The organism is Conyzicola nivalis (assembly GCF_014639655.1).
GTDB lineage: Bacteria > Actinomycetota > Actinomycetes > Actinomycetales > Microbacteriaceae > Conyzicola > Conyzicola nivalis.
The window spans coordinates 2,090,820-2,104,677 of the sequence record NZ_BMGB01000001.1; the positions used below are offsets into that span (position 1 = coordinate 2,090,820).

Below are 13,858 nucleotides of genomic sequence, written 5' to 3' on the forward strand. Positions count from 1 at the left end.
AACGGATGGGGCAAAGCCCGTTCCATCCAGTAAGCCCGCGGGCGATCCGGCCTGATCGAGGGGGGCCGGTCTGAGACCGACGTGTGGTAGCTGAGGCGGGGTACGATCCCGCGACCTCACGATTATGAGTCGTGCGCTCTAACCAACTGAGCTACTCAGCCATGTAACCGCCGAAGCGATCACGGAGCCCCCTGTGGGAATCGGACCCACTACCTCTTCCTTACCAAGGAAGTGCTCTACCAATGAGCTAAGGGGGCACAAAACGATCTTCATCGGTTTGGCACCGTAAGAGACTAGCATCCGCCGGGCACTGTTCCTGCACGCGGTGGACGCCACGACGTTACGAACCGCGCAGGGCCGTGATCGGTTCGATGTTCGACGCCCGCCGGGCCGGCAGCGCGCCGGCCGCGAGTCCCACGACGGCACCGAGCAGCGCCGACCCGATTGCGAGCCACGGGTCGAGGATCGGCGTCCAGCCCTGGGCGACCGAGACGATCACCACAGCGAAGACACCGAGCGCCGAACCGATGAGCCCGCCGAGCAGCCCGATCACCACCGACTCCACCATGAACTGCATCCCGATGTTGCGGCGGGTCGCCCCGAGCGCGCGGCGCAGGCCGATCTCGCCGATGCGTTCCATCACCGAGAGCATGGTCACGTTGGCGATACCGAGCCCGCCGGCGAGCAGCGCGATGCCACCGAGGATGAGGAAGACGATGTTCACGTCGGCCTGGATATCGTCTTGCAGGTCGGACCTGCCCGACGGCGCCGTCACCGTGAAGTTCTCCGGCTCGTTCGGCGAGAGAGCGATCGGTGCCTGGCGGGCCACCAGGGTTCCCGCCCCCGTGGCGATCTGCACGTGCAACTCCGTGGGCGCGCTCACGTCGAAGTCGTTCCTGGCGGTTCCCATCGGCAGGATTACCGAGTCGAGCAGGTCGGACCGGCGTTCGACACCCTCGATGATGCCGATCACCGTGTACGAGGTCTCGCCGATGAAGATCGACGGCTGGCTGTCGACGCGGTTGATGCCCAGCTGGTCGGCGGCCCGCTGCCCGAGCACGGCCACGTGGTCGCCGCGCTCGTCGTGAGCGGAATCGAAGTAGCGCCCCGTGACAACGGAGCCGCGCACCGCCTCGAGCAGGTCGGCGGTGGTCGCGACGACCGCCGGGCTGAGCAGGGCCGCCGCGGACGGGTCGTTCACGGGCACGGATGTCACGGGCGCCTCCTTCACGTCCACCTCGGCCACGAGTCCCGCGCGTTCCACCCCGGCGAGGCGTTCGACGCGTTGCGGAGCGTCCCACGGCAGGGTTCCCGTCGCGACTTCCGACCCGCTGCCCGACCTGGCCGTGGCCGGTTCCACCAGCACCTGGGTCGCGGCGACCGCGTCGAACTGGTTCGCGATCTGCCCGGCCGCGGTCTGGGCGAAGCCCACGGTGACCACGAGCGACGCGATGCCGAGCACCGTGCCGAGGGTGGTCATGATGAGCCGGCTCGGCTTGGCGCCTATGCCGTAGCTCGCCTCGACCAGCAGGTCCTGCAGCGAGAAGCGGTCGGCGCGCGCCATGGCGGGCGGCGCACCCCACCCGGGTTCGAGTGCTTCGACCGTGTCATCCGGCACCTCGTCCGACACCGTCTTCGACTTCCGCCGCAACGCGATTTTCACGCGAGCTCCATCAGTCGGCCGTCGGTGATGCGGATGCTGCGTTCCGCGCGTTCGGCGACGGCGCGGTCGTGCGTGATGATAACGAGGCTGAGGCCGTCGGAATTGAGTTCCTCGAACAGGTCCATGACCTCGCTCGAGGTGGTCGCGTCGAGGTTACCGGTCGGTTCGTCGGCGAGCAGCAGTTCTGGTGAGCCGACCACGGCCCGGGCGACGGCGACGCGTTGGCGTTCTCCGCCCGAGAGCGTGCCCGGCGTGAAGTCGACGCGGTGCGAGAGACCCACCCGGTCGATGGCGGCGCGGGCGCGCGACTCGCGTTCGGCGCGCGGGACCCCGCTGTAGAGCGTGGCCAGCAGCACGTTGTCGAGCACGGAGCGGTGTGGCATGAGGTGGAACGACTGGAAGACGAAGCCGATCTTGCCGCCCCGCAGGGCCGCGCGCTGTTCTTCGTCGAGCGCACCGGTGGAGGCACCGTCGAGGTAGTACTCGCCCACGCTCGGCCGGTCGAGCAGCCCGAGCAGGTTCAGCATGGTCGACTTGCCCGAACCGCTGGGCCCGACGATCGACAGGTAGTCGCCGCTCTCCACGCGCAGGTTGACCGACTTGAGCGCCTGCACCTCGGGCGGGCCAGGAAACGACCGTGTCACGTCGATGAGTTCGACGACGGGAGGACGCGTCACCGGCCGACCACGACGAGGTCGCCCTCGGCGATGTCGCCGCTGATCTCCACGTAGCCGTCTGCCGCGAGGCCGCTCGTCACTTCGACCAACCGGGTCTCGTCGTCGTCACCCGTGGCGATCTCGACGCGCGACTCCCCGCCGGGTCCGGCGGTGAGGGCGGCGAGCGGCACGGCGAGCACTTCGCCCGCCGTCGACGACACGGGGATGCTCACCCGCACGTTGTTGCCCTGCAGCGCCTGCAGCTGTTCGTCGCTGAGTTCGGCGGGGGTGAGCACCACCGTGTAGCGTCCGGCCGACTCGGTGGAGCCTTCCGCCGCCTCCGCGGGAGCCACCGACGCGACGGTCGCGGGATGCTGGCTGCCGTCGGGCATGGCCAGCACGGCGGCGTCGCCCTCCTTGAGCAGTTTCGCGTCGGCCTCCGTCGCGGATCCGGAGATCACGAGGGAAGCGCCCGACACGCGCATGACCGCGGCAGAGATGGTGGAGCCGCGCTCGACCGTGACCTCGTCGACACGACGCGGCAGGCCGGGCAGGTAGAGCACCTCGCTCGCGGGGAGGAAGGTGAGAGTGTCATTGGTCACCGAGCCGAGCGCCTCTTTTGCTGACGCTACCTGCTGCTTGGCGGCTGCAACCGCCGCGGCTTCAGCGTTCACGTCGGGCACGGCCAGCAGGGCGTCGCGCTTGGTGTACTCGACCGAGAGCGCGTCTTCGGCGTTCGCGACGTCACTGGGGGTGGATTCGGGATTCGCTCGGGCATCGTCGACGGCCCGCTGCGCCATGCGCACATTCTTGTCTTGCTCCGCGCGCTCGATCGAGTTCGCTCCGCCCTTCGCGACGGCGAGGTCGTGTTCTGCCGTCTTCAGGCCGGTCTCGGCAGCACTCACCGCGTCTTTCGCCGATCGCAGCATGTCGCCGGTCTCCTCGCCCGAGCTGGGCAGCGGGTAGCCGACCTTGGCGTAGAGCGCGGCCACCGCGGTCGAGGTCGCGGCGTCGTACATCGGCGAGGCGACCGAGCCGGGGTTGATGCCCACGGCGTTGAGCGCGTGCTTGAGCTGGGTGACATCGGGACCGGAGACGCCGACTCGCAGCGTGCGGTACACGGGCAGGTCGCCCGGCAAGACGATGACGGGTCGTCCGGTGACTTCCAGAGCGACGGATGCCGCGTCGAACGTCGATCCGACCTCGGGCACCTGGCCCGTGACGACGGCCGGACCCCCGAGTTCGCCCGTCTCGATCTTCACCTCGACCGAGTCGGCGTAGGTTGCGTCGCCGCGGATCGTGACGTCGTTCGCGAGCTGTCGGCTCTCGATCGGAACGGTGATCAGGCCGGCCTTCGGGCCCTCGGCGTCGGCAGCCGCTTGTCCGGGCGAGACGATGAACTGGCCGAGCGCGAGGCCCGCGACGAGCGAGACGACCGCTACCGCCGCGACGACCCACATCGTCTTGTTGCCGCGCAGCAGGCGGGCCCACCCCTGGGTGCGCGAGGGCACTCCGGTCTCGGTGTCGGCTACCTCGAGTGCGGAGCCGGCGGCGGGCTCGGCCGTCGGACGTTTTCTGAATGGCAGTGCCACGGTCTACTTCTTGGCCTGGGCGATGTCGGCGACCATGGCGTCGAGTTCGCTCTTGTGGTCGGCGATGAACTGGTTCTCGAACTCGTATTGAGCCGCGAGGTACGTGTTCTGGTAGTCCACCTTCTCCGCGCACTTGAAGTCGGCGAGGGCCACCTCGATCTCGTGCTCGCGCCACTCGGCCTTGAGGGCGTCGTCGGGCTCTTCCGTCGCGCCCTTTTCCCAGTAGGCGTTGGATGCCTCGTTGACCTCGTTCATGGCATCCTCCTTCTTCTTGAAGTCGGACCATCCGGCGTCGGCCATGCACGCCGCCCACTCGGCTTCGAGCTTCACGATTGCGGGGGCCTTCTGCTGCTTCTCCCACATGGAGTTGATCTCGTCCATGAGCGGCTTGTACTTCTCGCTCTGGGTCAGGTCGTCTCCGGTGATTTCGTGCTGGGCGGCACCCTGGCAGCCGGCGGTCTTCCAGTCGTATTCGTAGCTGCCGTCGCCGTCCTCCATCGCGGCCATTTCTTCGTCACTCGGGCCGGGTCCGTAGAGCACCTCGTAGTAGGCCTCCTGCTCGGAGGTCGACAGCGCCTCCACGTACCCCTGGTTGGGGTCGACGAAGTCCTCCGCTTGGGCGTTCATCTCTTCCTGCTCTTCGGGGGTCTGGTTCATGCCGTAGCCGTGCTCGGCGACCCACTCCTCGGTGTCGCGGTCCTCGTCGTCGAACGACATGCCCTGGTACTGCGACTGGTCGACGGGCGTGTAGTCGAAGCCCTCGTCGGCCATGCAGGTCGACACGAGTTCTTCGACCTGCTTCTGCTGGGCGGCCGCCTCTTTCTCGTCGTAGCCGCCGTACATCGCGTCGTAGTACTCCATCATCGGCGTCTTCTCCGGGTCGAGGTCGCCGCCCCCGGCTCCGCCGCCGGCGGTGCACCCGGCGAGCGCCAGGGAGGCGGCCAGGGCGAGGACGACGCTGGTCGGGAGCAGGCGTGTGCGCATGAGAATTCCTTCGACTGTGGTTGGTGGTATCACCGTACTGAGCGACGCAAGGAAAACTCGTCATCCTTGAGACTGATCTCGGGCGCAGATATCATCCGAAAGCGCTAACCCGGTCACGAGCGACGCGGTCTGGTCGTACCGTCACCGTTTCACTTTCCGCTATTAGGCTTGGCGAATGACAATCGCAAGTGAGTCCACCGTCGTGTCCGCAACCGCCTCCGCCCCCGGCACGGAGTGGTGGCGCAGCGCCGTGATCTACCAGATCTACCCGAGGTCGTTCGCCGACCTCACGGGCGACGGCGTCGGCGACCTTCCCGGCATCACCGCGCGCCTCGACTCGCTCGCGGCGCTCGGCGTCGACGCGATCTGGCTCTCCCCCTTCTACACCTCGCCGCAGAAGGACGCCGGCTACGACGTCGCCGACTACTGCGACGTCGACCCGCTCTTCGGCACCCTCGCCGACTTCGACGCCATGCAGGCCCGGGCCCATGAGCTCGGCCTGCGCGTCATCGTCGACATCGTGCCCAACCACACTTCCGACGCGCACCGCTGGTTCCGCGAAGCGATCGCCACGCCGGCCGGGTCGACCGAACGCGCCCGCTACATGTTCCGCGACGGGAAGGGCGCATCCGGAGAGCTGCCCCCGAACAACTGGGAATCCGTCTTCGGCGGTCCCGCCTGGACGCGACTGACCGAGCCCGACGGCACCCCCGGCCAGTGGTACCTGCACCTGTTCGACTCGTCGCAGCCCGACCTCGACTGGGAGAACCCTTGGGTGCGCGAGCAATTCCGCGACATCCTGCGCTTCTGGCTCGACCGCGGCGTCGACGGCTTCCGTGTCGACGTGGCCCACGGCATGATCAAGGCGCCCGGCCTTCCCGACTTCACGCCGAAGCCCGGCGGCAGCATGGGCGGCAGCGGGTCGAACGCCGAGGGCGTCGCGCTCGAGCCCGGCATCAGCGACCACTCGGACGACGGCGAGACCGCTCCGTTCTGGGCGCAGGACGGCGTGCACGAGATCTACCGCGACTGGCACACCGTGCTGGCCGCCTACGACGGCGACCGCGTGCTGTGCGCCGAGGCCTGGGTGGAACCGCTCACCAAGCTCGCCCGCTGGGTGCGTCCCGACGAGATGCACCAGGCGTTCAACTTCAGCTACCTCGAGACCCCGTGGACCGGCCCGGCCCTGCGCCGCATCATCGACGAGTCGATCTCCGCGTTCGCGGGGGTCGGGGCGCCCAGCACCTGGGTACTCTCGAACCACGACGTGGTGCGCCATGCGAGCCGCCTCGCCCTCACCGCCGAGAACCCGCAGGGCGCCGGGATCGGCCCCAAGTCGGCCGGCCTGCCCGACACCGACCTCGGTCTGCACCGCGCCCGCGCCGCCACGGCGCTGATGCTCGGCCTGCCTGGCAGCGCCTACGTCTACCAGGGCGAAGAACTCGGCCTGCCCGAGGCCATCCACCTGCCCGACGACTCCCGCCAGGACCCGACGTGGTTCCGCACCAACGGGGAGCGTTACGGACGAGACGGATGCCGCGTGCCGATCCCTTGGGAAGCGGACGCACCCGCCTTCGGCTTCAACGCGACCGGCGAGAGCTGGCTGCCGCAGCCCGCGGAGTGGGCGGGCTACGCGCGCGACGCCCAGCTCGGCGTCGAGGGTTCGACGCTCGAGCTCTACACGAGGCTGCTCGCCCTGCGCCGCGAGAGCGACCTCGGCATGGGCACCCTCGAGTGGATCACCGGGCTCGGCGAGTCCGTCGTGGCGTTCACCAACGCCGGCATCACGGTGATCGCGAACACCGGCCAGGTGCCGGTGGAGCTGCCGATCGGCACCGTGCTCGCCGCGAGCGGCCCGGTCACCGGCGGCTCGCTGCCCGCGGACACGACGGTCTGGCTGACGCTTTAGCCAGAACTGCGGGCCGCGGCAGTTTCACGCGGCTCGCAGACCCTCCTTCGCAGGCTCAGTCGGCGCTGGGGTCGCGCAAACGCTGACGCGTTTGCCAAAGCTCCACCGCGCTAGTTGACCGCGTTGGCGGTGAGCCAGGCGAAGGGGTCGACGAACACGCCGTCGAGGTGGATCTCGAGATGCAGGTGCGCGCCGGTCGACGCGCCGGTCGACCCGACGAGTCCGATGAGGTCGCCCACCTTGACCGTCTGGCCGGCGACGAGCGGGCTCGATCCGGCGATCATGTGGCCGTAGACGCTTTCGACCTTCTGGCCGTTGATCACGTGGTCGAGGTAGACGTGCTGGCCGAAGGATCCGCCGAAGGTCGACTCGGTCACGACACCGTCGGCGACCGCGTAGATCGGCGTTCCCGAGCCCGGGGTGAAGTCGACACCGTGGTGCTGGCTGGAGCAGCCGCGGCACGGAGCCACGCGGCTGCCGAAGCCCGAGCTGATCGGCGTGGCATAGGGGAAGGGCCAACGGACCGCGCCGGTGGTCGGCACGAACGTCGACGCGCGCGTGCCGTACTTCTCGCGGGTGACTTCGGCGTAGGAGGTGACGGTGAAGGCGTCGCGGGTGAGCGCGCTGACCGTGGCGTCGGCTGCGACCTCGACGGTCTGCCCGGGTCCCGAGTCGGAGATGCTCGAGCCGCCGGCGCCGCCCACGGGCTCGTCGGCGAAAGTGATGAAGGCGTTGGCGGGAACGGTCGTGCCCACGAGCAGGGCACCCGAGAACAGGAGGGCTCCGACGGAAAGAAGGGTGGATGCCGGGCGAGACTTCTTCGCGGGCTTCGCCTTGCGGGCGAGCTTCGGCATCTTGGTGATGCGCACCTTGGGCGGAGCCTCGGCGCGGCGCGCGGCGCGTTCTACGCGGCGGCTGCCTTTGATCTTGGTGCCGACCACGATGGGGATCGCTTCCGGATGAACCGGCTCTTCGTCTGCGGAGAAGAGGCTCAACAGGAAGGGGTCATCGACGGGTGCTTCGGCCACGGTGTCGTCGGCGAGCGACGGTGCGACGGTGACGTGCTGGTCGAGCGGTGGTAACGAGATGGCGGGAGTGGGAACAGCGGGCACGCCGGCGGCGGCTGCTTCCATGGCACGCAACTGTCGCCGCGTCAGGGGAGCGGATGAATCATTCGTCACGATACGGGGCAACCGATCGTCGAACGGAAGGAGGCGCGCAGCACGACGGCATTACGTACGTTCATCGCGGTTTACTCCTCTAAAAAGCGGCCTCGCCGTTGGCGAAAAGGCTCTATTCCTCGGGTAGCTACTCAACGGGCATCGGGCCACAAAGGTAACGGATGTATAAACTTTAGCTGCAAACGCATGGTTCTGCCACCCCAGTGTGGGTCACGCGTCCAGCTGTGCCAGCACCGCCTCTAGAGTCGAGGCAAGCTCGGGTGGCGCGGCGAGCAGAAATTCGGCGCTCGCGGGCGCCCCTGCGGCCCCCGTGACGACCGCTCCGGCCTCGCGTGCGACCAGTGCGGCGGCAGCGTGATCCCAGGGTTTGAGTCCGCGCTCAAAATAGCCGTTCAGGCGGCCGGTCGCGACCGCGCAGAGGTCGAGCGAGGCCGTGCCGAACCTGCGGATGTCGCGTACCAATGGCAGCAGTCCGGCCACCACCGCGCCCTGTTTCGCGCGCACCGCCGACTCGTATCCGAAGCCGGTTCCGATGAGGGACTGGGCGAGGGATGCGGCCTCCGTGACGCGAAGCTGCTGATTTCCCGAGAACGCGCCGCCACCTTCCGACGCGGTGTACACCTCCCCGGTCATGGGGTTCGTGACACATCCGGCGAGCGCCCGCCAGGTGAGCGGATCGGGCTCGCCCTCGACCACTGCGATGCTCACCGCCCAGTGCGGAATCCCGTAGAAGTAGTTGACGGTTCCGTCGATCGGGTCGACCACCCAGGTGAGCCCGCTCGAGCCCGTGCCCGCCCCGCCCTCCTCGCCGAGGAAGCCGTCGTCGGGCCGCGCGTCCGCGAGCATCGACCGGATGAGGGTCTCGGTCTCCCGATCGGCCTGGGTGACCACGTCGACCGGGCTGGACTTGTGATCGGCGATCTCGACCCCCTCGACGCGGCGTCGTCGTGCGAGACCGCCTGCCGTGATCGCGAGGTCCCGCGCTAGGCTCAAGAGTTCGTCGTTCGGCATGCGTCGAGGCTACCGAATCGGGCCCTCAGAACAGTGAAAGAGATTTCCTCCGCGTGTCGGCATAAGTGCCGACAAAACGTGTACCCTGATCTGAGCGATCGACTTCCCCCGGAGAAGATCGCAACTAGCTAGTTCAGTTGACCCGCCTCTCCCCTAGGTGGCGATGTCCTGGCTGAAGGCGTTGACCTGCCCGTATGGTCACGCAGGATGCCCGCTGCCACTTCCCTGGCGCGGGCATCCGAGCCCTTCCCCCTCTTCGCGGCGCCGCCGTTTCTGCTCGACAGGAGCGATTCGCGCTCGCGCTCCGTCAACAGGACAGACCGCGGCATCCTGCACCCGGCGCCCTGTCGAACGGCGCACGCAAAAGGCCCCGACTCTCGTCGGCGCCTTTTCCAGATCCTCTGGTGGCGAGTGAGGGATTCGAACCCCCGAATGCGATGCAGTCTGATTTACAGTCAGATCCCTTTGGCCGCTTGGGTAACTCGCCAGGGCGCTCCCGTCCACATGTATTCATCTGACCGAAGGCGCTGAACAAGAATAGCCTGACTTTCGCCTCGTCAAAATCACATCCGCCGCCGAGCGAGCGCGGGCCGATAGTATCGCTGTGCCAAGGGAGGTGGGCCCAGTGCCGGGAATCAACGAAGTCGCGCTGCTCGCCGGCGTTTCGACCGCCACCGTCTCCCGCGCTCTCAGCGGGAACGGCCACGTTTCCGACACCACCAAGTCGCGCGTCAAGGCCGCCGCGTTCGAACTCGGCTACGTCGTGTCCTCCAATGCTTCGAGCCTCGCGACGGGCCGCACGAAGAATATCGGCGTCGTCATCCCTTTCCTCAACCGCTGGTTCTTCAGCTCGGTCGTCGAGGGCGCTGAGCAGTCACTACTCAGCCACGGCTACGACCTCACGCTCTACAACCTGAGCGGCAGCGGCGACGAGCGGCGCAGCGTCTTCGAGCATTTCCTGCTGCGCAAACGGGTGGACGCCGTCATCGCCGTCTCGCTCGAACTCACCGCGAGCGAGGTGGGCAGTCTGCTCGACATGAACAAACCGATCGTGGGCGTCGGCGGACCGTTGCCCGGCGTACAGACACTCAGCATCGACGACGTGCGGGTGGCGCGCCTCGCGACCGAGCACTTGCTGTCGCTCGGGCACCGCTCGATCGGGCACATCGGTGGCAACGACGACGTCGAGCTCGACTTCCACCTGCCGACGAACCGGCGCGTCGGCTACGAGGCCGCGCTCGGGGCGAACGGCATCCCGGCCGACCCCGCGCTGTTCGCCGAGGCCGACTTCACCCTGCAGGGCGGTTACCGCGCCGCCACCCGGCTGCTCGGCAACCCGCGCACGCGGCCGACGGCGGTGTTCGCCGCCTCGGACGAGATGGCCATCGGCACCATCCTCGCGGCGCGCGACCTCGGGCTGAGTGTGCCGGGAGACGTCTCGGTGATCGGCATCGACGACCACGAGCTCGCCGAGTTCTTCGGCCTGAGCACGGTCGCGCAGTACCCGGCCGAGCAGGGTCGGCGGGCCGTCGAGATCCTGATGGACCAGTTGCACCCGGCCCGGCGCACGCCGGCCGAGAACTTCCCCCTGCGGTTCGAGCTGATCGTGCGCTCGAGCACCGCGGCCCCGCGGCGGAGCTGAGTTACAGTCCGCGGCCCCGTCGACGCATGCGGATGCCGTAGATGCTGCCCGCGAAGCCGACCACGACGAGCAGGATCGGGATGATAAACGGGGCGAAGTCCATACCCACGATGGTAGCCCGGCCCCGCTATTGCGACAGCGAGCGGTAGCGGCTGCCCGTCTCGGCGATGATCACCGCGTAGGCGGGGTCGGAGTTGTAGGCGGCGATTCCCGCGGCCCAGCCCGCCTCGTGAGCCATGTCGCCGCTGGCGCGGCACAGATAATTTGCGGATGCCGCGACGGCGTCGTCTAAGTTCTGGGGGTCTTCGACGCCGTCGCCGCTCGCGTCGACATGCCAATTGCGCCAGGTCTGCGGGATCAGCTGCATCGGCCCGACGGCGCGGTCGAACTCGGCGTCACCGTCGACCGCCCCCGCGTCGCTGTCGGGGATGTGCTCGGTCGCGCCGCCCTCGAGGGCGATGCCGAAGATCGGGGGCGCCACGGTGCCGTCGGCACCGACCGTCGACCCGTCGTGCGTGCCGTGCCGGCTTTCCGCGTAGCCGATCGCGGCCAGGGTGTTCCATCCGAGCCCGCAGGTGGGCATCTGCACGGCCTTGGAGATGGCGACACCCGCGTAGGCGGCGAGAGCGCGCTCGGGGATGTCGGTCGCCTCCGCCGTCTCGGCGAGCCAGACCGCGTCGACCGTTCCGGCGACACCCGGCCCGGTGACCGCGGCCGCCTCCACGGGAGGTGCGGCCGGCGACGCCCAGGTCGGCGCGGGCAGCGCCTCGCCGTCGTCAGCGGCGGGCGAGAGGGGCGAGAGCGCGAAGAACGCGACGAGTCCGGCTACGACGACCGCCGCACCCGCCCCGATCAGAATGCGGGTGTGGCGACGAGCGGGCATCCCTCGTTCTACCATGGGGGTATGGCAGATCCCACATTCGACATCGTCAGCAAGGTCGACAAGATGGAGGCGGAGAACGCCGTCAACCAGGCCCAGAAAGAGATAGCCACGCGCTACGACTTCAAGGGCGTCGGCGCATCCGTGGAATGGAGCGGCGAGAAGCTGCTTCTCAAGGCGAGCGCGGAAGAGCGCGTGAAAGCCGTTCTCGAGGTGCTCGAGGCGAAGTTCATCAAGCGCGGCATCGGCCTGCGCAGCCTCGACTCCGGCGAGCCCTACCCGAGCGGCAAGGAATACCGCATCGAGGTCTCGCTGAAGAACGGCATCTCGTCGGAGGACGCGAAGAAGGTCAGCAAGATCATCCGCGACGAGGCGCCGAAGGGCGTCAAGTCGCAGATCCAGGGCGACGAATTGCGCGTCACCTCGAAGAGCCGCGACGACCTCCAGGCGGTCATGGCGCTCCTCCGGGGCAAGGACCTCGACATCGCCCTCCAGTTCGTCAACTTCCGCTAGCGAAGAATTTCATCGACGGCCCCACCACGGGGTGAACGCCGTCGATAGACTGCGAACCATATGGACGGTTTCCTGACGCTGCCGGGTGTGGTGGTCGCTCTTGCCGTCGTCGACTTCATCATCCGGCTGATCTGCCTCGTCTATGTTCCGCGCAACAGGCGACCGCAGACGGCCACCGCGTGGCTGCTTGCGATCTTCTTCCTCCCGCCCTACATCGGGGTGGCCCTATTCCTGCTGCTCGGCAGCCGCCGCCTGCCGAAGGGCCGCCGCGAGAAGCAGGCGGAGATCAACTCGTTCATCACCGAGACGACGGAGGGCGTCGAGGAGGTCAAGCACGACCACCCGTGGCTCGACCCGGTCGTCGAACTCAACCGGCACCTAGGCGCCATGCCGCTCGTCGGAGGCAACACCGCCAAACTCTTCGGCACCTACGATCAGACGCTGGTCGAGATGACAGCGGCGATCAACTCCGCCACCAAGTGGGTGCACGCCGAGTTCTACATCCTCGCGCTCGACAAGACCACGGCACCGTTCTTCGACGCGCTCGAGGCGGCCGTCAAACGCGGCCTCGAGGTGCGCGTGCTGCTCGACCACGTCGCCGGGCTGCGCGCCGTGGGCTACCGCCGCACGCTGCGCCGGTTGCGCAAGTCCGGCGTGCACTGGTCGCTCATGCTGCCCGTGCAGCCGCTGCGAGGCAAGTGGCAGCGTCCCGACCTGCGCAACCACCGCAAGATCCTCGTGCTCGACGGCAACGTCGCCTTCACCGGTTCGCAGAACGTGGTCGACTCGAGCTACAACAAGCGGGGCAACGTGCGGCGCGGCCTGCACTGGAAAGACCTCATGGTGCGTTTCGAGGGCCCCATCGTCGCGGGCATCAACGCCCTGTTCATCACCGACTGGTACACCGAGACCGGCGAACTGCTCATGCGCGAGGCCAACACCGTCCCCCGCCCGCTGGTTTCCGAGACCCTCGACGCGCAGGTGGTCCCGAGCGGACCCGGCTTCGAGGGCGAGAACAACCTGCGCTTGTTCAACTCGCTGCTCTACCTGGCGCAGGAGAAGATCATCATCACCTCGCCCTACTTCGTGCCCGACGAGTCGATGCTCTACGCCATCACCACGGCGGCACAGAGCGGCATCGACGTGCAGCTCTTCGTGTCGGAGATCGGCGACCAGCCCGTGGTGTACCACGCGCAGCGCAGCTATTACGAGGCGCTGCTGCGGGCCGGCGTGCGCATCTGGCTCTACAAGGCGCCCACCGTGTTGCACTCGAAGTTCTTCACGATCGACGACGAGGTCGCCGTGATCGGCTCGAGCAACATGGACATGCGCTCCTTCAGCCTCAACCTCGAGATCTCGGTGATGGTGCACGGCAAGTCGTTCGTCGACGATCTGCGCAAGGTCGAGCAGGAATACCGCGATACGAGTCGCGAACTGCACCTTGAAGAGTGGATGACACGCAACCGAGCGTCGGCCGTGCTCGACAACGTCGCCCGCCTCACGGCCGCGGTGCAGTAACCCGCCGACCGGCCGCGCCACCCGTTGCGCCGGCCAGAAAGCGAATGTTATTCTCCTAGCACTTGCAGCCCCTAGTCAGCGCAGAGAAGGGAGCAACCCGTGCCCTCCCATCACCTCATCACGGCCGTCCAGACCGTCGCAACGAACAACGACGGGCTCACCTGGTGGCTCGCCAGCGTGTGTGCGCTCGCCTTCGTCCTGGCCACCGGCGGCGCCATCCTGCTCTCGGCGCACCAGCGCAGGCAGCGCGTTCCGCACCCGCACTACCACCGCCACTCGCCGACCGACGTTCCCCCGGACGAGTGACGG

The 13,858-nt window shown here is 68.0% G+C and carries 12 protein-coding genes and 3 tRNA genes; 5 read left to right on the plus strand and 10 right to left on the minus strand.

Annotated elements, in window-relative coordinates; genetic code table 11:
- Positions 1–84 precede the first annotated feature (84 nt).
- The 6 genes from IEV96_RS10330 to IEV96_RS10355 all read right to left on the minus strand — a co-directional run bounded on the left by IEV96_RS10330 (position 85) and on the right by IEV96_RS10355 (position 4,895).
- A tRNA-Met gene (locus IEV96_RS10330) sits at positions 85–161 on the minus strand.
- Between the two features lie 24 nt (positions 162–185).
- Positions 186–257: transfer RNA gene (locus tag IEV96_RS10335), tRNA-Thr, on the minus strand.
- Between the two features lie 83 nt (positions 258–340).
- A complete protein-coding gene (locus tag IEV96_RS10340) occupies positions 341–1,564 on the minus strand; it encodes an ABC transporter permease (RefSeq protein WP_188511218.1) in 1,224 nt (407 codons plus the stop codon).
- 95 nt (positions 1,565–1,659) lie between these two features.
- Positions 1,660–2,340: an ABC transporter ATP-binding protein gene (locus IEV96_RS10345; protein WP_188510520.1), complete on the minus strand. Its 681-nt coding sequence runs from the start codon at positions 2,338–2,340 to the stop codon at positions 1,660–1,662.
- On the minus strand, positions 2,337–3,911 hold the full coding sequence (locus IEV96_RS10350) for an efflux RND transporter periplasmic adaptor subunit (RefSeq protein WP_229733221.1): 1,575 nt from the start codon (positions 3,909–3,911) through the stop codon (positions 2,337–2,339). The genes IEV96_RS10345 and IEV96_RS10350 overlap by 4 nt, the downstream gene beginning before the upstream one ends.
- Before the next feature lie 3 nt (positions 3,912–3,914).
- Complete coding sequence (locus tag IEV96_RS10355) at positions 3,915–4,895, minus strand: hypothetical protein (protein ID WP_188510521.1); 981 nt, start codon at positions 4,893–4,895, stop codon at positions 3,915–3,917.
- Between the two features lie 175 nt (positions 4,896–5,070).
- Here IEV96_RS10355 and IEV96_RS10360 point away from each other — a divergent pair, with 175 nt between their 5' ends.
- A complete protein-coding gene (locus tag IEV96_RS10360) occupies positions 5,071–6,804 on the plus strand; it encodes a glycoside hydrolase family 13 protein (RefSeq protein WP_188510522.1) in 1,734 nt (577 codons plus the stop codon).
- A gap of 110 nt (positions 6,805–6,914) precedes the next feature.
- Here IEV96_RS10360 and IEV96_RS10365 read toward each other — a convergent pair whose 3' ends face one another.
- The 3 genes from IEV96_RS10365 to IEV96_RS10375 form a co-directional block, all read right to left on the minus strand.
- Positions 6,915–7,937 carry a M23 family metallopeptidase gene (locus IEV96_RS10365; RefSeq protein WP_188510523.1) on the minus strand — a complete coding sequence of 341 codons (1,023 nt, stop codon included), beginning with the start codon at positions 7,935–7,937 and terminating at the stop codon, positions 6,915–6,917.
- Between the two features lie 258 nt (positions 7,938–8,195).
- Positions 8,196–8,996, minus strand: coding sequence for an inositol monophosphatase family protein (locus tag IEV96_RS10370; protein ID WP_188510524.1), 801 nt, complete (start codon positions 8,994–8,996; stop codon positions 8,196–8,198).
- 402 nt (positions 8,997–9,398) lie between these two features.
- A tRNA-Tyr gene (locus IEV96_RS10375) sits at positions 9,399–9,483 on the minus strand.
- Between the two features lie 138 nt (positions 9,484–9,621).
- Here IEV96_RS10375 and IEV96_RS10380 point away from each other — a divergent pair.
- Positions 9,622–10,638 carry a LacI family DNA-binding transcriptional regulator gene (locus IEV96_RS10380; RefSeq protein WP_188510525.1) on the plus strand — a complete coding sequence of 339 codons (1,017 nt, stop codon included), beginning with the start codon at positions 9,622–9,624 and terminating at the stop codon, positions 10,636–10,638.
- Between the two features lie 127 nt (positions 10,639–10,765).
- Here IEV96_RS10380 and IEV96_RS10385 read toward each other — a convergent pair whose 3' ends face one another.
- Positions 10,766–11,536, minus strand: coding sequence for a lytic murein transglycosylase (locus IEV96_RS10385; RefSeq protein WP_188510526.1), 771 nt, complete (start codon positions 11,534–11,536; stop codon positions 10,766–10,768).
- Between the two features lie 6 nt (positions 11,537–11,542).
- Between IEV96_RS10385 and IEV96_RS10390 the strand changes: the two genes are divergently transcribed.
- The 3 genes from IEV96_RS10390 to IEV96_RS10400 all read left to right on the plus strand — a co-directional run bounded on the left by IEV96_RS10390 (position 11,543) and on the right by IEV96_RS10400 (position 13,855).
- Entirely contained in the window at positions 11,543–12,031 is a 489-nt protein-coding gene (locus tag IEV96_RS10390; RefSeq protein WP_188510527.1) for a YajQ family cyclic di-GMP-binding protein, read from the plus strand.
- Between the two features lie 60 nt (positions 12,032–12,091).
- Positions 12,092–13,549: a cardiolipin synthase gene (gene cls, locus IEV96_RS10395; RefSeq protein WP_188510528.1), complete on the plus strand. Its 1,458-nt coding sequence runs from the start codon at positions 12,092–12,094 to the stop codon at positions 13,547–13,549.
- A 99-nt stretch (positions 13,550–13,648) separates the two neighbouring features.
- The gene (locus IEV96_RS10400; RefSeq protein WP_188510529.1) at positions 13,649–13,855 is read left to right on the plus strand and encodes a hypothetical protein; all 207 of its coding nucleotides are present in this window, start codon (positions 13,649–13,651) and stop codon (positions 13,853–13,855) included.
- Positions 13,856–13,858 lie beyond the last annotated feature (3 nt).